Genomic DNA, 19,850 nt, shown 5'->3' with positions numbered 1-19,850 from the left:
TCAGATGGCGAATTATGCCACCTGGGAAGAGAAACGGTAACCAGTGCCGCGAACGGTTTGCACCAGGTAGTCGTGACGCTCGGTGAGTGCCTTTCTCAGGCGGCGGATATGCACATCGACGGTACGTTCCTCGACATAGACATTGCCGCCCCAGACCATGTCCAGCAGCTGGCTGCGGGAATAGGCGCGATCCTGATGCGTCATGAAAAACTGCAGCAGGCGAAACTCGGTCGGCCCCAGTTCAATGGGCTTGTCGTCGGAGGTGACGCGGTGCGAGATGGGATCCAGCATCAGGCCATCCACGCTGACCGGTTCCTCGACGCCCTTGGGCGTGGTGCGGCGCAAGACCGTTTTCAGCCGTGCCACCAGCTCGCGTGGCGAGAAGGGCTTGGTGATGTAGTCATCCACGCCGGCCTCAAGCCCCTTCACCTTGCTGTCCTCTTCGCCCTTGGCGGTCAGCATGATGATGGGGATTTCTGCGGTGAGTGCATCCTTGCGCAACCTGCGGGCAAATTCGATGCCGGTCATGCCGGGCATCATCCAATCCAGCAACACCAGGTCCGGTGGGCTGTCCACGACCAGTTCGTGGGCATCGCGGGCGTTATCAGCTTCCAGGCACTCGTAGCCGGCCATTTCCAGCGCCACCGCGATCATTTCACGTATCGGCGCTTCATCGTCGACAATCAGTACACGTTTTGCTGCAGACATGGGTCCTGCCTCTGTACGTAGCAATTAAGACGACATCATTACAAACGTAAATTATGACAGAGATGTGACGAAGGCCGTAATCAGCGCCTATTGGTTGGTTTTTCAAGCTAAAAGTCGCCAATCAGGCACCTGTGCCCAGTCCGTAGTCCGCTGCCAGGCCGATAAAGATCACCAGACCTGCATAGTGGTTGTTGAGAAAGGCGCGAAAGCAGGCATCGCGCATCCGTGTGCGGGCGAGCCAGGCCTGGTAGACGAAAAATCCGGCAGCGGCGACAAGACCGCCGTAGTACCAGGCACCGAGGCCAAGGTTTTGCCCCACCAGTACCAGGCACAGCAGTGACAGCCCCTGCAGCAGGCCAATGATCAGCCGGTCCGCATCGCCGAACAGAATGGCGGTGGACTTGACGCCAATCTTGAGGTCGTCGTCGCGATCCACCATGGCGTAGTAGGTATCGTAGGCCACGGTCCACAATAGATTGGCCAGAAACAGCAGCCAGGCATTGGGCATCAGTTCGGCTTCCAGCGCGGTAAAGGCCATGGGGATGGCCCAGGAGAAGGCGGCGCCGAGCACGACTTGGGGCAGGTGGGTGTAACGCTTCATGAAGGGGTAGCAAAACGCCAGCAGCAGGCCGCCGAATGACATCAGCACAGTGGTGTAGTTGGTATAGAGCACCAGTATGAACGCCAGTATCATCAGCACGGCGAACAGGTACAGTGCCTCGCGGCTGCTGACCCGGCCTGAGGGTATCGGGCGCGCTTGGGTGCGTTTCACATGGCCGTCGACCTTGCGGTCGGCGAAGTCATTGATAACACAGCCACCGGCGCGGGTCAGCACCACACCTGCGGCAAAGATCAGCAGTATGTCGAGTGGCGGCACGCCGTCGGCGGCTATCCACAGGGCCCAGAAGGTCGGCCACAACAACAGGTAGATGCCAATTGGCTTGTTGACCCGAGACAGCTGGATATAGGCGTCCAGGCGATCACGCAGATGCTCGAACAGACTTTGGCTAGCGGGTGGCTGATGCATGGGCGTTATCCGTTGTGGCTCCGATAGCGGGGATATTCGACGTGCCGGAGCGCGGGCAGGAACACCTCGCACACCAGCAGGGGCTTGTTGGCGAGCCGGAACACCGAACGACGGGCCCAGAGCGGGTCGCTGCCGTGCAGGCGCAGCTGGCCGATCTGCAGTGGCTCGCGCTGCATCGACAGGTCGCTGAACAGCAGTGTCCCCAGGGAGCGGCTGCCCACGCCCCTGAGCTGACGCTGGGGCCCAGACAGGGTATCGATGGGAAACACCGAGCGGGCATAGACCCAGGGCTCACCCTGGCCCAGTAGCTGCACCTCGCGGATCAGCGCCTGGCGCCTTGGTGGCATGCCCAGAGCGCGAGCTTCGGAGCGGGTCGGACGGGCATAGCCCAGACGCACCAGCCGGACACTGAACTGGCCGTGGCTGGCCCGTGTCAGCCGCTTTGTCAGGCTGCCGCGATCCTGCAGCCAGTTGCGCCAGGGCTGCGGTGCGGCCAGCCGGGACGGTCGCCTGAAGGCGCGCCAGCGGGCCGGGAAATGGTTGCGAGTCAGGGCTTGAGCGGGTGTCACGGCAGGCTCCAGGCCAGGAAAGGGGCCTATCTTAGCACTCAGGTTGCTGGGCTCAAGCGGGCGCGGGCATACATCTTCGTGCCCAGGCTGTGGTAGCATCGCGCGATGAACGAAAAGACGACAGAATTGAGTGCCGAACAGGTACGTGCGCTGACCGAGCGCTGGGTTGAGGTCATGGTGGTGGGGGAGAATCTGTGCCCCTTTGCCGCGGCGGTACTCAAGCGTGAGCAGCTGCGTTTTGCGGTTTCACAGGCGTGCAGCGCCGAGGCCGTGGCCCGTGATTTCCTGCAGGAACTGGCCCTGATCCAGCAGGCGCCGGAAGAGGAGATTGCCACCACGCTGCTGATCCTGCCCACAGCCCTGGGTGACTTCTACGATTATCTGGACGCGCTGGCGCAGTGCGAGGCGCTGATCGCCGAGGCCGGGCTGGAGGGCGTGTTTCAGCTGGCCAGCTTCCATCCGCGCTATCGCTTTGGTGGCGTGCCGGCCGACGATATCAGCCACTGGACCAACCGCTCGCCCTACCCGATGTTTCACCTGCTGCGTGAAGGCCAGATGAGCCGCGTGCTGGCGCACTATCCCGACCCGGACGCCATCCCCGAGCGCAATATTGCCCACCTGCGGGCGCTGGGCCGCGAGGGGCTGATCCGGCTCTTCCCGCCCTTCGCCGATTACTGCTGTTAACCTGGCGGACAAATAGGTTCCCTCCCTATTTGTCCGTCACGCCATCAAAACGGGCGCAGGTGCGTGGACATGCTGGTTTTGATGGTGTTCGCATTGGCCTGCGGCCAATGATGAAGCATCCCTGCTTCATGCATTAACCCGCTGGGTTAATAAACGGCGGCCTAACGGCAATGGCCGCGGCGCTTTAGGCTACCGCGGCCATTGTATGCTGTGCCTGTGAGCGACGCGACTCAGGTGTCGTCGTCGTCGTCGGGGGCATCGGTTTCTTCACGCACGGTGCGACGCATTTCCTGCAGGCTTTGATGACGCACGTCTGTGCCGCTGACCAGATAGACCAGATGCTCGGCCAGGTTGCAGACGTGATCGCCGATACGCTCGAGCGAGCGCAGCACCCAGATCACATTCAGCACGCTGCTGATGGAGCGCGGGTCTTCCATCATGTAGGTGGCCAGCGAGCGCATGGCTGAACGGTATTCCTGATCCACGGCCTTGTCCTGCTTGGCAACCTGGTAGGCCAGGTTGATATCGCTGCGGGCAAAGGCGGTCAGGACATCGCGCACCATGACGCGTACCAGGCTGCCGATATGGCGAATTTCCTGGTAGCCGCGGGGAGACTCGCCCCCCTTCACCAGCTCAATGGCCTGACGCGAGATGCGGGTCGATTCGTCGCCGATACGCTCCAGATCCACCACGGCGCGGGAGATCGCCATGATCATGCGCAGGTCGCTGGCGGCGGGCTGGCGGCGGGCGATGATGCGGGTGCAGTGCTCGTCGATCATCAGCTCCATGTCGTTGGTCTGCTTGTCGCCGCGCAGTGAGCGTTCGGCCAGATCGCTGTCGCCGTTCAGCAGGGCTTCGATGCTGTCCTGCACCTGGCGCTCCACCATGCCGCCCATGGTCAGCAGTTCGGTCCGGATCTGCTCCAGATCTTCGTTGAACTGCTGGGAAATGTGGGTGCTGTAGCCGTCTTTTTCATATTCCACGGTGTCTTTCTCCGTAGCGGTTATTCGGGTTATCGCATCGTTAGGGGCAACAGCATCAGCCGTAACGGCCGGTGATGTAGTCTTCGGTCTGCTTCTGCACCGGCTTGGTAAAGAGGGTGTCCGTGACGCCAAACTCGATCAGGTCGCCCATGTACATGAAAGCGGTGTAGTCCGATACGCGGGCGGCCTGCTGCATGTTGTGGGTGACGATGGCGATGGTGAAATCCTTTTTCAGCGAATGGATCAGCTCCTCGATCTTCAGGGTCGAGATCGGATCCAGTGCCGATGCCGGCTCATCGAGCAGCAGGACTTCGGGCTTCACGGCGATGGTGCGGGCGATGACCAGACGCTGCTGCTGACCACCGGACATGCCCAGTGCGCTTTCGTGCAGCCGGTCCTTGACCTCGTCCCAGAGGGCGGCGGAGCGTAGCGCCCATTCCACGGTCTCATCAATCAGGCGCTTTTTCTTCAGGCCCTGAATGCGCAGGCCGTAGGCGACGTTTTCGTAGATGGACTTGGGGAAGGGGTTGGGCTTCTGGAATACCATGCCAACGCGACGGCGCAGCTCGGCGACATCCACGCCGCGGCCGTAGATGTTGCTGTCGTCCAGCAGAATCTCGCCGTCAATGTGGCAGCCGTCCACCAGGTCGTTCATGCGGTTGAAGCAGCGCAGCAGTGTCGACTTGCCGCAACCCGACGGGCCTATAAAGGCGGTGACCCGGTTCTTCGGGATCAGCATGTTGATGCCGTGCAGCGCTTCCTTGTCGCCGTAGCGCAGGCGCAGGTCATTGACCTTGAGGGTGATTTCCTCGTCGTCCATGTTCAGCACACGGGGGTCGCGCTTGAGCGAGGAAATGTCGATCGCATGGGATTTCATATTGCTAGTCATGTCTCAAACCTTTGTTAAGTCAGCGCGTCAGGCCGGCGTTACATTTCAAGCGCTTTGTACTTCTCGCGCAGGTGGTTGCGAATCGCGATGGCCGAGAAGTTCAGCAGGGCGATGACCACCACCAGCAGCAGCGCTGTGGCATAAACCAGCGGACGGGCCGCTTCCACGTTCGGGCTCTGGAAACCCACATCATAGATGTGGAAGCCCAGGTGCATGAATTTCTGATCCAGGTGCAGGTAGGGGTAGTTCATGTCCAGCGGCAGGCTCGGTGCCAACTTGACCACGCCCACCAGCATCAGCGGCGCCACTTCACCGGCGGCGCGGGCAATGGCCAGGATAACACCGGTCATGATGGCCGGGCTCGCCATGGGCAGTACCACCTTCCACAGGGTTTCGGCCTTGGTGGCGCCCAGTGCCAGCGAGCCTTCACGTACGGCGCGGGGGATACGGCTCAGCCCTTCCTCGGTGGCGACGATCACCACCGGTACTGTCAGCAGCGCCAGGGTCAGGGAGGCCCACATCAGGCCGCCGGTACCAAAGGTTGGCGAGGGCTTGGCTTCAGCGAAGAAGAGGTCATCGATGTTGCCCCCCAGGAAGTAGACGAAAAAGCCCAGGCCAAAGACGCCGTAAACGATGGACGGCACGCCAGCCAGGTTGTTGACGGCGATGCGCAGCACGCGGGTGGTGAAGCCCTGGCGGGCATATTCGCGCAGGTACACCGCGGCGATAACCCCGAACGGCGTCACCATCACGGACATCAGCAGCACCATCATGACGGTGCCGTAGATGGCCGGGAAGATGCCGCCTTCGGTGTTGGCTTCACGGGGATCATCGGCGATGAATTCCCAGATCTTGGCCGCGTAGTGCACGACCTTGTCGCCCAGATGCATGCTGTTGGGCAGGAAGGCGCGCACAACCTTGGACAGCTGCACTTCCACGCTGCGACCGTCGGCTACTTCGGCCACGAAGCTGTCGCGGTTCAGTGCATTGCTCAGTTCCAGCAGCTGTACCTGCAGAACTTCGTACTCGGCATCGAGCTCGTTGCGCCTGGCTTCAATGTCGGCATAGGGCTGCGGATCTGTGACGTTTTTCAGCTCCAGTGAGCGCTGCTTCAGGCGCAGGCGCTCCAGTTCATAGTTGATGGAGCCGATAACGCCTTTCTGGATATCCTCAATCTGGGCATGCAGATCCTGGGCGCGGCTGATGCGACGCTGAAAGTCCTGCCACAGCGCATCATATTCCGGGCCTGGAGCGTAACCGTCATGCTGGGCGACCAGTTCGCCGTCCTGCTTGATGGCCTGCAGATAACCGTAGAGGTTGCCCCATTCGCGCCGTTCGGCGACAAACATCATCGCCGGGTAGCTGCGTTCGGTGACGCGGTCGTCCAGCGCCCAGACGAAGTCGGCGCCGGTGATATCGCGGTTACCGACCTTGAACAGGTCGCGTTTCATGTGTTCCAGGCCTGCGGGCACATCGACGCCGGAATCGCGCAGCTGGGCGGCGGGTACAAACTCGGACTCCACCAGTTCGCCCACCAGCACGGAGCGCTGTCCGCTCTGTTCGTAGCTGGCGCTGAGCACGTCGGCGGGCCAGAAGTGGCCCAGGCCGCGCACGGCGATCAGGGCCAGCAGGCCCAGTACCATGATGATACAGATGGCCACGGCGCCGGCGTTGAGCCAGACCCAGGGGGAGCCGGAGCGGGTCCAGTCGGAAACGGAAATTCTCATCACATTAATCCTCAGTCACCCGATTACAGAGAGCCATATTTCTGGCGCAGATGCTGGCGAATGCTCTCGGCCAGGGTGTTCACCATAAAGGTGAACATGAACAGAACGAAGGCGGCCAGGAACAGGATGCGGAAATGGGTGCTGCCCACTTCGGACTCCGGCATTTCCACCGCGATATTGGCGGCCAGGGTACGCATGCCCTCAAAGATGTTTACATCCATGATCGGGGTGTTGCCGGTGGCCATGAGTACGATCATGGTTTCACCCACCGCACGGCCCATGCCGATCATCACCGCCGAGAAGATACCGGGGCTTGCGGTCGGCATGACCACGCGCACCAGCGTTTGCCAGGGCGTTGCACCGAGCGCCAGTGAGCCGTAGCTCAGGCTCTTGGGTACCGCGAAGATGGCATCCTCGGTGATCGAGAAGATGGTCGGGATAACGGCAAAGCCCATGGCGATACCCACCACCAGAGCGTTGCGCTGGTCGTAGCTGATGCCCATGGTCTGGCTGACCCACAGGCGCAGGTCGCCGCCGAACAGCAGGTTTTCAACCGGGCTGGCCAGTGCAAAGCTGAGCCAGGTTCCCAGCATGACCACCGGAATCAGCAGGGCGGCATCCCAGCCATCGGGCAGCAGGAAGCGGATGCGATTGGGCAGTTGCGCCCAGCCAAAGGCGAAGGCCAGGATCGATGCCGGGACCACCAGCAGTATCAGGAAGACCGCGGCCAGGTTGAGCTCCATAAAGGGCGCCAGCCAGAGTCCGGCCAGAAAGCCCAGAATGACCGTTGGCAGGGCTTCCATCAGTTCGATCACGGGTTTTACCTTGCGGCGCAGCCCCGGAGCCATGAAGTAGGCAGTGTAGATGGCGCCGCAGATGGCCAGCGGGGTGGCCAGCAGCATGGCGTAGAAGGCGGCCTTGAGGGTACCGAACGCCAGTGGCATCAGGCTGTATTTGGGCTCGAAGTCATTGTTGGCGGCGGAGGACTGCCATACGTAGGCCGGTTCTTCATACCCCTCATACCAGACCTTGTCCCAGAGCGCGGTCCAGGAAATATCCGGGTGCTCGTTGTGAATGGCCCAGAAGCTCAGGTTACCGTTGCGTTCCAGCAGCATGGCGTTGGAGCGTGGTGCATAGGCGATCTGGTTGGCGGGACCGTCGAGCAGCTTCTCGCTCAGTACCGTGCGCTGCGCCGTGGTGTTGAACAGTTTCAGAGTGCCTTCGCTGTCCAGGGTGGCAAAGCCCTTGCGGCGATGTTCGGTGGTAAAGCTCGACAGGGTGCCGCCATCGGTGTCGAAGTTGCGAATGGGGGTCAGCTGCCAGCTGCCCTGCTCATCACGCACCAGGAACCACTGGGAGACGCGGCCCTTGCTGTCGGCCAGCATCAGCGAGTTGCCGCCCAGCAGCAGTTCAAATGCTTCTATGTCGCCATTGGTGGCGTTGATGATCTGGGTGATGCTGGCGTCATTCGGTGCCTGCAGATCAGCCACGGCGAGCTTGCCGCCCTGGGCGGCGATCAGCAGCCAGCGACGATCCGGCATCAGCAACAGCTTGGTGGCCTTGACGTTGGGCTGTGCCAGACGGGTTGTTTCGATGCTGGTTTCCACTTCACCACTGAGGAAGTTCTCGCTCAGTTCGATATCGGTGCGGGTCAGGCTGCTGGCGTTGCCGCCGATCAGGCGCCAGTTGTCGCCATCACCGTTAACGGTCAGCAGTTCCAGCGGACCGTCGCCCATCGGGATGGGGTCGGTGCCCAGCGGATAGACCAGTTCCGGCGACAGCACGCGGACGCCATCGGGGTAGGAGGCCTTGTAATCGTGGCGCAGTACCAGGGCATTGCCGTTGCTCAGACCCAGCGCAAACAGGCGACGGGCGTCGGAGATGAGGGCAAAGCTGCTGATGGATACGCCTTCGGGCAGGTCCAGCGACTGCTGCCTGACGATGTCACCGCTGCGGGTGTCAAAGAAGATCACCTCGGCCGCATCGGTCAGACGCAGGCCAATCTCTGCCTGCTCTTCCATGGCCAGATAGAGGGTCTTGCCCTGACCCGGCAGCGGGTAGGGGCTGACGACCTGGCCGTTCTGCTGCCAGGGCTCGACGGCGGCGGAACGAAACAGCGGCATTACTTCATACAGCAGATAGAAAAAAATCAGCAGAATAGCGACGATAACGCTGATGCCGCCGATGCTGATACCCAAGGTAGCAGCCTTGTCCTTGAACGCACGCATCTTGCGCTTGCGTCTGGCGGAGGGCGTATTGAAGTCGAGCTCGGGTACGCTAACTGTGGCTTCGTTGCTCATGACACTCGGTTCCCGGAAGTCCTGAATATACGGCGGCTACAATAATGCAGTTATGTGACGCTTTTGTTACATGCCGCGAACAATAAAATGCAGGGATGCTGTCGCCAGCACCCCTGCATTTCGTAACACCCCATGTCGCTCCGGTAGCGGCTTAAAACCGACCGGGGGAGACTGTGTTACAGGCCCAGGTCAGCCATCTGTTTTTCAACAACTTTGGCGGGCAGCGGGATGTAGCCGTCTTTCACGACCACTTCCTGACCGGACTTGGACATGACCAGCTTGAGGAACTCGCGCTCCAGTGGCTGCAGGTCGGTACCCGGCTTCTTGTTGATGTAAACGTAGAGCGAACGTGCCAGCGGGTATTTGCCGGTAATGGCGTTTTCCGGAGTGGCTTCAACGAATTCTTCACCGGCCTTCTTGGCCAGCGGCAGGGCACGTACGGAAGCGGTCTTGTAGCCGATACCGGAGTAGCCCAGGCCGTTCAGCGAGGTGGAGACAGACTGTACAACAGAGGCAGAGCCGGGCTGTTCGTTAACGTTGTTGCGGAAGTCGCCCTTGCACAGCGCTTTTTCCTTGAAGTAACCGTAGGTGCCGGATACTGAGTTGCGACCGAACAGCTGGATGCTCTTGTCGGCCAGAGTACCGTCCAGGCCCAGCTGGCCCCAGTTGGTGACGTCATCAAAGGCGCCGCACTTGCGGGTCGACGAGAACACGGCGTCAACCTGGTCGATGCTCAGGCCGGCGATGGGGTTGTCCTTGTGGGCGAACACGGCCAGGGCGTCGATGGCCACGGCAACGGCGGTCGGCTTGTAGCCGTACTTCTGCTCGAAGGATTCCAGTTCCTTGTCCTTCATCTTGCGGGACATGGGGCCTATGTTGGAGGTGCCTTCGGTCAGGGCTGGCGGCGCAGTTGAGGAGCCGGCGGCCTGAATCTGGATATTGACGTTGGGGTACAGACGCTTGAACTCTTCAGCCCAGAGGGTCATCAGGTTGGCCAGGGTGTCGGAACCGACGCTGGACAGGTTACCGGAAACGCCTGAAGCCTTTTCGTATGTCGGCAGGTTGGGGTCCAGCAGATCGGAGGCGTTGGCAGTCAGGCAGGTTGCCGAGATGGCAACGGCTGAGAGCAGCTTTTTCATCGGTGTCATGGTTAGCTCCTGAAGAGTTGTAAGAGTCAGCGGTCACTATAGGGCTGATCCATGACACTAATGTGACAGCCTGCGAGGGCGGAGGGATTGCAGTGGGAGGCTGGCGCGCTGCAGGTAGTGATTTGTGCAGCTGCGAAGATTACACTCTGTGCATCCGAATAAGTGCATCCAAAAATTACAGGTTGGAATACAGATCATGTCCAGTGTTGATGAGCACAATCCGCTGCCCGACGGCGAGCTGAGCCTCAAGTTGCCGGCCAGCAGTCAGGCAACCAACATGTTTGGCGATGTCTATGGCGGCTGGGTGGTGGCTCGGGCCGTTGAGGCGGCGGAAATTCGCGCCGCCAAGATTGCTGAAGGCCGTATTGCCACGGTGTCGGTGGGGAGCATGGACTTTCTCTCGCCGGTGCTGGTCGGCACCATTCTCAGCTTCTATACCCGCGTGGTCGAACTGGGTAACAGCTCGGCGCGTATTCTGGTTGAAGTCTGGGGTCGTTGCCCGGATGGACGGGAACTGCGCAAGGTGACCGAAACCGAATGCGTCCAGGTGGCCATCGATCAGCACGGCCATATTCGCCCGCTGCCCACGCAGTAATCGTCTTTGCCGTTAAATGAGCCTGTTTCACCTTTGAGTGGCACCTCCAGCTGAACAATGTCGGGGTTTGATGGACTAACAGGGCCCCGCTTGGCCTGCGCTTTGGAGATGGCACACAGATGCGACGTATAAAACTACTCAGGATGGCGCTGTCGACCTTGCTCGGATGGCGCCGCCAGGGCTATTTCATTCCCTATCGCTACGCCGACCAGCTGCCGCTCGCAACGCCATCCTATCCTGCGCTGGAGACTCTGCTGGCGCGCCATGAACCGCAGTTCAGTCAGTTGCTCAGTGCACTGGATAGCTTCGCGCCACAGCTGCAGGGCTTCAGTAATACCCCGCCGCCGCTGCCACGCTGGCAGCAGAGCTGGTTTCCCCGTCTGGATGGCGCCATCGCCTACGGCCTGACCCGGCTGCAACGTCCGCGGATGATTATTGAAGTGGGGTCAGGTCATTCCACGCGCTTCTTTGCCAAAGCCTGCCGGGACGAGGGGCTGGATACTGAAATGATCTGCATTGATCCGGCGCCGCGGGCCGATATCCAGTCCCTGAACCTGACGCTGGTCCCGACGCCGGTACAGCAGGCAGACTTGGCCCTGTTCGAGCGTCTGCAGGCGGGGGATCTACTCTTTATTGATTCCAGCCATCTGCTGCTGCCGGGCAGCGATGTCGACTGGTTGCTGAACCGGGTCTGGCCGCGTTTGGCCGCCGGCGTGCTGGTGCACTTTCATGACATTCTGCTGCCCGACGACTACCCCGAGCAGTGGCACTGGCGCGGGTACAACGAACAGCAGGCAGTGGCGGTGTTGCTCAGTAGCGGCGCTGCTACACCGCTCTGGTCCAGCCATTACGCCGCCAGTCGCATGCAGCCCCAGTTGCAGCACAGTTTTGTGGCGGGGCTGCCAATGCCGGATGAAGCCCTGGAAACCAGCCTGTGGCTGCGCAAGGTCACACCGGCGCTGGATGCTATGTAGGACGCAGCGCGGAAGACTGTGTTTCTTACAGCGGCTGCAGGTTGGCGTAGCCGAGCATCAGCCACTTGGAACCCTCGTCATCAAAGTTCACCTGCACTCGAGCCTTGGGTCCAGAGCCTTCGTAGTTGACCACTATGCCTTCACCAAACTTGGCGTGGCCGACGCGCTGCCCCAGGGAAATGTTGGTGGCGGGCACCTCGGCGTTGGCCAGTGAGGAACCGCCGCCCTGAAACAGGGGCTCGCTCGGGCTTCGGGCGGTCAGCGGGCGGCGCACCTGGGCATTGAGGCGCACTTCCTCGATCAGCTCGGGCGGCACTTCCTGGATAAAGCGCGAGGCGCGGTTGAAGTTTTCCTGGCCGTGCAGGCGGCGTGATTCAGCGTAGGTCAGATACAGTTTCTGCTTCGCCCGGGTAATGCCGACGTAGCACAGGCGACGCTCTTCCTCGAGCCGGCCGGGTTCCTCGATCGACATCTTGTGGGGGAACAGACCTTCTTCCATCCCCGCCAGGAACACCAGCGGGAACTCCAGCCCCTTGGCCGAGTGCAGTGTCATCATCTGCACGCTGTCCTGGTGCTCGTCGGCCTGGGCATCACCGGCATCCAGTGCCGCCTGATCGAGAAAGGCGACCAGCGGCGTGCGGGCTTCACCTTCCTCGGTGTCGATATCTTCCTGCCAGCTGCCGGCAAACTGGCGCGCAGCGGTGATCAGCTCATCAAGGTTTTCGAGGCGAGACTGTGCCTTTTCACCCTTTTCCTTCTCGTGATGCTGTACCAGACCGCTGTGCTTGATCATGTGCTCGGTCTGCTCGTGCAGCTGGGTATCCCGAGTCTCAGTATCGAGCCTGTCGATCAGCTCAAGGAAGCCCCGCAGGGCATTGCCGGCACGGGCTGGCAGCAGCCCCTGCTCGATAATTTCGCAGGCCGCCTGCCACATGCTCAGTTCCTGCTCGCGGGCGTGCTGGCGCAGCAGTTCGATGGTACGGGTGCCTATGCCGCGGGTCGGTACATTGATCACGCGCTCCATGGCGGTGTCGTTGTGACGGCTCGACATCAGGCGCAGATAGGCCAGGGCGTTCTTGATTTCCAGCCGGTCGTAGAAGCGCTGTCCGCCGTAGATGCGATAGGGCACGCCTGCGCGGATGAGCATTTCCTCGAGAATACGAGACTGGGCGTTGGAGCGGTACAGCACGGCGGAGTCGACCCGCAGGTTGCCGTCCTGTACCCACTGCTGGATGCGGCCGACAATAAAGCTGGCTTCGTCCTGTTCATTGAAGGCCGAGTAGACCGACAGTAGCTCGCCATCGCTGCCTTCGGTCCAGAGCTGCTTGCCAAGGCGCCCCTGGTTATTGCCGATCACGGCGTTGGCCGCCTGCAGGATGTTTTTGGTGGAGCGGTAGTTCTGCTCCAGCTTGATGGTCGTGGTGCCGGGGAAGTGTTCCGGCAGGTTCTGGATATTCTCGATGCGGGCGCCGCGCCAGCCATAGATCGACTGGTCATCGTCGCCGACGGCCATCAGCTTGCGCTCTGTGCCACAGAGCAGGCGCAGCCAGGCGTACTGGATGGCGTTGGTGTCCTGAAACTCATCCACCAGCAGGTAGCGAAAACGCTCCTGGTAGTGCTTGAGCAGCGCCGGCGAGCGATCGCGCAGCAGCTCAAGACTGCGCAGCAGCAGTTCGCCGAAATCGATCATGCCGCCACGCTCGCAGGCCTGTTCGTAGGCTACGTAGATATTCAGCATGGTGCGCTGGAATGGGTCGTTGGAGGGCTCTATGTGGCGCGCACGCAGGCCTTCGTCTTTCTGGGCGTTAATAAACCACTGGAACTGTCGCGCCGGCCAGCGCTGTTCGTCCAGGTTCATTTCCTTGGCCAGACGCTTGATCAGGCGCAGCTGGTCGTCGCTGTCCATGATCTGGAAGTTGTCCGGCAGGCCGGCATCGCGCCAGTGCGAGCGCAGCAGGCGGTGCGCCAGGCCGTGGAAGGTGCCCACCCACATGCCGTGGGGGTTGAGTCCCAGCAGTTCTTCGATACGCCCGCGCATTTCCCGCGCGGCCTTGTTGGTAAAGGTCACCGCCATGATCGAGTAGGGCGAGATGTCCTCGACCTGGATCAGCCAGGCAATGCGGTGCACCAGCACGCGGGTTTTGCCGGAGCCGGCACCGGCCAGCACCAGCAGATTCTGCACAGGTGCAGAGACCGCTTCGCGCTGGGCATCGTTGAGTGAGTCAAGAATCGGGGTTAAATCCATGGCGGCAACAATCGGGCTCTGCGGTTGATCTCGGGGCCGTCTGCGCGTTAGTCGCGGGCGACCCCGGGAAGATAAAGGGCTGTATGGACGTCCAGTATAACCCGAACGACTACGATTGGCTGCCGCCCTGATTCAGGGCAGCTGCGAAGGCTGTTCTATGCGGTGCAGCAGAATGCGCTTGAGCTCGTCGGGGTTCTTGAGCTTCATTTCAACGCCCTGGCGCCCGGCCTGTTCGATACCCAGCCAGGGAATCAGGCGCGAGAGCCAGAAACGCATGGCGGCGGTGCGGGTCAGCTGTGACCAGACCTGACGCTCGTCGTCGGTGAACGGCCGTACAGCGTTGTAAGCCTGCAGCAGGGCAGCTTCACGTTCAGTGTCTATGCTGCCGTCTGGCTTGGTGCACCAGTCGTTGGCCACTATCGCCAGATCGTACAGCAGATAGGCAGTGGCGGCGTTGTAGACATCCAGAATGGCGCTCACGTCGGTGCCATTGAAGAGCGCGTTGTCGTGAAAGAGGTCACCATGGATCACGCCCATGGGCAGATCCAGTTTGGCTGCACGCAGGGCATCGAAGTTACGCACTTCGGTGCTGAGCAGCTGGGCTTCATCTTCCGGCAACAGGCGAGCAATCTGCTGGCTCTCGCGGCGCCACCAGAAGACGCCGCGGTGGGCCTGGCGGTGCAGATAGAACTCGGAGCCGGCCAGATGCAACTGGGCCAGGGCTGCACCAGCGGAGCTGCAGTGCGCCGGGCTGAGTTCTGTCTGGGACACATGCTGGCCACCAAAGCGCGGCAGCAGCAGCGCCGGGCGGCCGTGCAGTTGCTTCAGGGCAATGCCGTCACGGTCCTTGAAGGGTGCGGGCACCGGGCTGCCGCGCTCGGCCAGCCAGCAGGTCAGCTCGACGAAAAAGGGCATTTCATCCAGCGTAAATTCTTCGAACAGTGTCAGGACAAACTCCTGTTCGAGGCCGGCAGGGCTTTTAAGCGTGACAAAATAGTTAGTGTTTTCTATACCGCCTTCTATACCCTTGTGGGCGACCAGCGTGCCGAGATCAAAGTCGGCCAGCAGGCGGTTGAGGTCCTGAGCAGTTACTTCTGTATATACCGCCACAATATTACCAGCTGAAGATGACCCATTTGGGGATTAGCAGGGAGGATTCTTCGAAGCGGCTGAATTCACCGCTACCCTCGACCGGCACCAGATAATAGGGCTTCCCGACTTTGGGAACCACCTTGACCTCTTTCAGCACACCGTTGACGCGGTATTCGTAAAAGGCGCGTTCGTCGTTATGGCGAATGGTGATTTGCGGGGCGTCTTGCCCGAACTCCGGCAATGTCTCCGCCTGCGCCGGCGGCACCAGCAGAAGGCTGGCGAGCAACAGCAGTTTTTTCATCATATTTCCATATTCGTTGGTTGGCTGCGGCATATTTAATATGATTGTCAGCCCTGACACTATCCCCCGGCACTAACAATCATGGATACCGCTATGAGCGAGCAACACCCATCCCTCATTCTAGTCGACGGCTCTTCCTATTTATACCGTGCATTCTTTGCTTCCCAGCAGGCCGACATGCGCACCAAAGAGGGCTTTCCGACGGGCGCGGTGCGGGTGGTGACCTCGATGCTGCGCAGCCTGATCAAGCAGTACCCGAAAAGCCCGGTGGTGGTGGTGTTCGACGCCAAGGGCAAAACCTTCAGGGACGAGCTGTTTGCCGAGTACAAGGCCCAGCGGCCATCCATGCCCGATGACCTGCGGCTGCAGATAGAGCCGATTCACGACATCATCCGTGCCATGGGCCTGCCCCTGCTGATGGTGGACGGGGTCGAGGCCGATGATGTGATCGGCACTCTGGCGCGTCAGGCCAGCGCCCAGGCCATGAGTACGCTTATCTCCACCGGGGACAAGGATATGGCGCAGCTGGTGGACGAACATGTGACCCTGATCAACACCATGAACGATGTGCGCATGGATGCCGCCGGGGTGCAGGAAAAATACGGTATTCCCCCGGAACTGGTAATCGACCTGCTGGCGCTCATGGGCGACAAGGTCGACAACATTCCTGGCGTGCCGGGGGTGGGAGAGAAAACGGCGCTGGGGCTGTTGCAGGGTATTGGCGGCATAGCCGCGCTTTATGAAAATCTCGACAAGATTGCCACCCTGGGTTTTCGCGGTGCCAAGACCATGGCCAAGAAGCTGCAGGAAAACCGCGAAGCGGCGGAGCTTTCGTACCTGCTGGCGACCATCAAGACCGATGTCGAGCTGGATCAGGGCGTCACCGACTTTGGCCTGCCGACGCCGGACAATGAAAAGCTGCAGGAGCTGTTTGGCCGCTTTTCGTTTCGCAGCTGGATTCAGGAACTGGGCACCTCGTCGCGGGCACAGAGCATAGCGCAGGCCGCTGCCGATGCCACGGCGGGCACTGTGGCCACAGAACCCTCTCAGATCGAATACGAAACCTTGCTGGAACAGGCGGATCTGGACCGCTGGGTCAGCGCGCTCAAGGCTTCAAGCCTGTTTGCCTTTGATACCGAAACGACCAGTCTGGATTCCATGCAGGCGGAGCTGGTGGGTGTGTCTTTTGCCATTGAACCTGGCCGTGCGGCCTATGTGCCCCTGGCCCACGACTATGTGGGCGCACCGGAGCAGCTCGATCGCGCCGCCGTGCTGGCCCAGCTCAAGCCGCTGCTGGAAGATGCCAGTCTTGCCAAGGTCGGCCAGCACATCAAGTACGACATGAATGTGCTGGCGCGCTACGGCATCAAACTCCAGGGGGTGGCCTTCGATACCATGCTGGAGTCCTATGTACTCAACTCAGTGGTAACGCGCCATGACATGGACAGCCTGGCCGATCTTTATCTGGGACAGCAGACGGTGCACTTCGAGGACATCGCCGGCAAGGGCAAGAAACAGCTGACCTTCAACCAGATCGCGCTGGAGCAGGCAGCGCCTTATGCCGCCGAAGATGCCGATATCACCCTGCGGCTGCACCAGGTGCTGCATGCCCGCCTGAGCGAAGAAGGCTCGCTGCTGCAGGTCTTCGAGGAAATCGAAAAGCCGCTGATTCCGGTGCTGTCCCGCATTGAGCGCAACGGGGCCCTGGTGGATGCCAACTTGCTGGGCAAGCAGAGCGTGGAGATCGGCGAGCGCCTGGTGACGCTGGAACGCGAGGCGTTCGAGCTGGCGGGGCGGCCATTCAACCTCAGTTCCCCCAAGCAGCTGCAGCAGATTTTCTATGAGGAACAGAAGCTGCCGATACTGAAAAAGACCCCCAAGGGCGCGCCCTCGACCGCCGAGGAAGTGCTGCAGGAGCTGGCGCTGGATTACCCGCTGCCCAAGCTGATTCTGGAGCACCGGGGTCTGAGCAAGCTCAAGTCCACCTATACCGACAAGCTGCCGCTGATGATCAATCCGACCACCGGCCGCATTCATACGTCTTACCATCAGGCCATTACCGCCACCGGACGGCTGTCGTCCACCGATCCGAACCTGCAGAACATCCCGATTCGCAGTGCCGAGGGGCGGCGTATTCGTCAGGCTTTTATTGCGCCCGAGGGTTATCGCCTGGTGGCGGCGGATTATTCCCAGATCGAGCTGCGCATCATGGCGCACCTGTCGCAGGACCCGGGGCTGCTGAGTGCTTTCGCCAAGGGTGAGGACATTCATCGCGCCACGGCGGCGGAAGTGTTCAAGGTTGCACTGGATCAGGTCAGTATCGAGCAGCGGCGCAGCGCCAAGGCCATCAACTTCGGCCTGATCTACGGCATGTCGGCCTTCGGTCTGGGCAAGCAGCTCGGCATAGGCCGCAATGAAGCGCAGCAGTACATCGATCATTATTTTGCGACCTACCCGGGTGTGCAGCGCTACATGGATGACATTCGCGAGAAGGCGCGGGCCCAGGGTTACGTCGAGACGGTGTTCGGACGCCGGCTCTATCTGCCGGAAATCAATGCCAGCAATGGCATGCGCCGTCAGGGGGCTGAACGCACGGCCATCAACGCGCCCATGCAGGGTACGGCGGCGGACATTATCAAGCGTGCCATGGTGCAGGTGGCGCAGTGGCTGGATGATGCGGGGCTGGATGTCCGCGTCATCATGCAGGTGCACGATGAGCTGGTGTTCGAGGTGCGGGAGGATCTGGTCGATGCTTTCGTGCCGGAAGTGAAGGCGCGCATGGCCGCGGCGGCGAAGCTGGATGTGCCCCTGCTGGTGGAAGCGGGCGTCGGCCTGCACTGGGACGAAGCACACTAGTCGGCTGTCGGGAAGGGGCATTCAGGGGCGGTTCAGAGAATAACTTCTGGCCGCGCCGGAACTTTCGGTTCCTGGCAGAATCAACCGATACGCAGAGTCACATTTTCACATTTGTCTGTGCCATGGTAGTGATCTCTGACATAAGAAGCATGCGTTGAAGCCCTACAGCTGTCTGTAATTCCCCTTCCAGCCAGTTGCAGGGCTTCTTTTTGTGCTTCTGTTCCTGTTACCTGTGCGCTCAGGCGTCGTCGTCCAGGTCATCATCGTAGTCAGCATCAAAATCGGCGGCATCAGCGTCGATTGAGTCGAGCTGCAGCCAGCCGTTGAGGCGGCTGTGCAGTTGCTCGATGCCGCTTTTCTTCAGTGCCGAGAAGGTCTGGACGCTGACGTTGTCGCCCAGGCGAGCCTTGAGCTCCTTGCGCACGCTGAGCAGGGTGCTCTGGGCCGGACCGCGCTTGAGCTTGTCGGCCTTGGTCAGCAGTACATGCAGCTGCATGCCGGTGGATTCACACCAGCCCACCATCATTTCGTCGAACTCCTTCATGGGGTGGCGAATATCCATTACCAGCACCACGCCACGCAGGCAGCCGCGTTTCTGCAGATAGGCATCAAGGTGCTTCTGCCAGTGCTCCTTCATGGCCACCGGTACCTTGGCATAGCCATAACCGGGCAGGTCGACGATGCGCGTACCCGGAACATTCAGGTCAAAGAAGTTGATCAGCTGCGTGCGCCCCGGTGTTTTCGAGGTGCGGGCCAGCTTGGAATTGTTGGTCAGGGTATTGATTGCACTGGACTTGCCAGCATTGGAACGGCCGGCAAAAGCAACCTCGGCGCCTGCGTCTTCCGGGCACTGGCTCAGGCGAGCCGCACTGGTGTTGAAAACGGCGCTGTTGTACTTGATGGGCGTATCAGAGGTGGGCATAGAGGCTCGCTTTGGTGCCTTGGTCGGCGGCAGAACAGATTGTATCCGTTCCAGTTTATGTGGGTATTGGTTATAATGCCGCCAAATTTTACCTGTGGCTGCGTATAACTGCCAGTCAAGGCGATACACTGAATGCAAGTTTACGCCGGTGCGCCGGGGTAGACTCAAACTTTATCAAGCAAGAGTCTGGGCTAGTCGATGAATAAACTACTGATCAGCTTACTGGTGACCTTTGGAATTTCGGGCGTAGCTCAGGCCGCAGGTGATGCCGCTGCCGGCAAGGCCAATACGGCTGTGTGCGCCGCTTGCCATAGCGCCGACGGCAACAGTGCCGTACCGAACTTCCCCAAGCTGGCCGGGCAGAACGAAGCCTATTTGCTCAAGCAGCTCAAGGAAATCAAGGCCGGTTCCCGCCAAGTTGTTGAAATGACCGGATTGCTGGGCGGTTACAGCGATCAGGATCTCGCCGACATTTCAGCCTACTTTGCCAGCCAGAAAGTACAAATTGGTCAGACGCCGGAAGATCAGGTCGCTGCGGGTCAGCAGATTTACCGCGCCGGTCTGAAAGACAAGGGCGTTGCTGCCTGCACCGCCTGCCATTCGCCCAATGGTACCGGTGTCGACTCGGCCGGCTTCCCGGCGCTGAGCGGCCAGCACGCCGTCTATGTTGAGAAGCAGCTGAAGGCATTTCGCGATGGCGCGCGCGCGAATGACCCCAATGGCATGATGCGTGACATCGCAGCCAAGCTCAGCGACACCGAGATCAAGGCCGTTGCTGCTTACGTTCAGGGTCTGCACTGATCTTCTGCGTTCAGCCAGGGTTTTGTTAA

At 60.6% G+C, this 19,850-nt stretch carries 17 protein-coding genes; 5 read left to right on the top strand and 12 right to left on the bottom strand.

The features are described 5' to 3' along the window. Positions 1-12 precede the first annotated feature (12 nt). The 3 genes from phoB to A8C75_RS22460 form a co-directional block, all read right to left on the bottom strand. On the bottom strand, positions 13-708 hold the full coding sequence (phoB, locus tag A8C75_RS22470) for a phosphate regulon transcriptional regulator PhoB (RefSeq protein WP_067289381.1): 696 nt from the start codon (positions 706-708) through the stop codon (positions 13-15). A gap of 121 nt (positions 709-829) precedes the next feature. Beyond that, positions 830-1,735 (bottom strand): 4-hydroxybenzoate octaprenyltransferase, encoded by a 906-nt coding sequence (ubiA, locus tag A8C75_RS22465; RefSeq protein ID WP_067386732.1) that lies wholly within the window; start codon positions 1,733-1,735, stop codon positions 830-832. Between the two features lie 5 nt (positions 1,736-1,740). After that, positions 1,741-2,304, bottom strand: a complete 564-nt coding sequence (locus tag A8C75_RS22460) for a chorismate--pyruvate lyase family protein (RefSeq protein WP_067386730.1) — start codon at positions 2,302-2,304, stop codon at positions 1,741-1,743. A gap of 105 nt (positions 2,305-2,409) precedes the next feature. Here A8C75_RS22460 and A8C75_RS22455 point away from each other — a divergent pair, with 105 nt between their 5' ends. Continuing rightward, entirely contained in the window at positions 2,410-2,988 is a 579-nt protein-coding gene (locus A8C75_RS22455) for a DUF1415 domain-containing protein (protein ID WP_067386728.1), read from the top strand. 230 nt (positions 2,989-3,218) lie between these two features. Here the strand turns inward: A8C75_RS22455 and phoU are convergent, their stop codons facing one another. The 5 genes from phoU to A8C75_RS22430 all read right to left on the bottom strand — a co-directional run bounded on the left by phoU (position 3,219) and on the right by A8C75_RS22430 (position 10,035). Beyond that, a complete protein-coding gene (phoU, locus tag A8C75_RS22450) occupies positions 3,219-3,971 on the bottom strand; it encodes a phosphate signaling complex protein PhoU (protein ID WP_067386726.1) in 753 nt (250 codons plus the stop codon). Between the two features lie 55 nt (positions 3,972-4,026). Further along, complete coding sequence (gene pstB, locus A8C75_RS22445) at positions 4,027-4,860, bottom strand: phosphate ABC transporter ATP-binding protein PstB (protein ID WP_067386724.1); 834 nt, start codon at positions 4,858-4,860, stop codon at positions 4,027-4,029. Positions 4,861-4,898: 38 nt separating this feature from the next. After that, complete coding sequence (pstA, locus tag A8C75_RS22440) at positions 4,899-6,587, bottom strand: phosphate ABC transporter permease PstA (protein ID WP_193788206.1); 1,689 nt, start codon at positions 6,585-6,587, stop codon at positions 4,899-4,901. 23 nt (positions 6,588-6,610) lie between these two features. After that, positions 6,611-8,887: an ABC transporter permease subunit gene (locus A8C75_RS22435; protein WP_067386721.1), complete on the bottom strand. Its 2,277-nt coding sequence runs from the start codon at positions 8,885-8,887 to the stop codon at positions 6,611-6,613. Between the two features lie 176 nt (positions 8,888-9,063). After that, complete coding sequence (locus tag A8C75_RS22430; RefSeq protein WP_067386719.1) at positions 9,064-10,035, bottom strand: PstS family phosphate ABC transporter substrate-binding protein; 972 nt, start codon at positions 10,033-10,035, stop codon at positions 9,064-9,066. Positions 10,036-10,231: 196 nt separating this feature from the next. Between A8C75_RS22430 and A8C75_RS22425 the strand changes: the two genes are divergently transcribed. Together A8C75_RS22425 and A8C75_RS22420 are read left to right on the top strand one after the other, a co-directional pair. Further along, positions 10,232-10,630, top strand: a complete 399-nt coding sequence (locus A8C75_RS22425; protein ID WP_067386717.1) for an acyl-CoA thioesterase — start codon at positions 10,232-10,234, stop codon at positions 10,628-10,630. A gap of 119 nt (positions 10,631-10,749) precedes the next feature. Then, positions 10,750-11,604: a class I SAM-dependent methyltransferase gene (locus tag A8C75_RS22420; RefSeq protein ID WP_067386715.1), complete on the top strand. Its 855-nt coding sequence runs from the start codon at positions 10,750-10,752 to the stop codon at positions 11,602-11,604. Between the two features lie 25 nt (positions 11,605-11,629). Here the strand turns inward: A8C75_RS22420 and uvrD are convergent, their stop codons facing one another. From uvrD to A8C75_RS22405, 3 genes are all read right to left on the bottom strand, one after another. Then, positions 11,630-13,849: a DNA helicase II gene (gene uvrD / locus A8C75_RS22415; RefSeq protein WP_067386713.1), complete on the bottom strand. Its 2,220-nt coding sequence runs from the start codon at positions 13,847-13,849 to the stop codon at positions 11,630-11,632. Between the two features lie 132 nt (positions 13,850-13,981). After that, on the bottom strand, positions 13,982-14,959 hold the full coding sequence (locus A8C75_RS22410; protein WP_067386711.1) for a homoserine kinase: 978 nt from the start codon (positions 14,957-14,959) through the stop codon (positions 13,982-13,984). Between the two features lie 4 nt (positions 14,960-14,963). Further along, complete coding sequence (locus tag A8C75_RS22405; protein ID WP_067386710.1) at positions 14,964-15,242, bottom strand: DUF2782 domain-containing protein; 279 nt, start codon at positions 15,240-15,242, stop codon at positions 14,964-14,966. Between the two features lie 93 nt (positions 15,243-15,335). On the opposite strand from A8C75_RS22405, the gene polA reads away from it, so the two are divergent. Further along, positions 15,336-18,098: a DNA polymerase I gene (gene polA, locus A8C75_RS22400; protein WP_067386708.1), complete on the top strand. Its 2,763-nt coding sequence runs from the start codon at positions 15,336-15,338 to the stop codon at positions 18,096-18,098. Between the two features lie 238 nt (positions 18,099-18,336). On the opposite strand, the gene yihA is transcribed toward polA, so the two are convergent. After that, positions 18,337-19,020 carry a ribosome biogenesis GTP-binding protein YihA/YsxC gene (gene yihA / locus A8C75_RS22395; RefSeq protein ID WP_067386706.1) on the bottom strand — a complete coding sequence of 228 codons (684 nt, stop codon included), beginning with the start codon at positions 19,018-19,020 and terminating at the stop codon, positions 18,337-18,339. Between the two features lie 198 nt (positions 19,021-19,218). Here yihA and A8C75_RS22390 point away from each other — a divergent pair, with 198 nt between their 5' ends. Next, the gene (locus tag A8C75_RS22390) at positions 19,219-19,821 is read left to right on the top strand and encodes a c-type cytochrome (protein WP_067386704.1); all 603 of its coding nucleotides are present in this window, start codon (positions 19,219-19,221) and stop codon (positions 19,819-19,821) included. Positions 19,822-19,850: the final 29 nt, after the last annotated feature.

The organism is Marinobacterium aestuarii (assembly GCF_001651805.1).
GTDB lineage: Bacteria > Pseudomonadota > Gammaproteobacteria > Pseudomonadales > Balneatricaceae > Marinobacterium_A > Marinobacterium_A aestuarii.
Note: the sequence above shows the minus strand (reverse complement) of the source record. Positions and strands in the feature narration are given on the sequence as shown.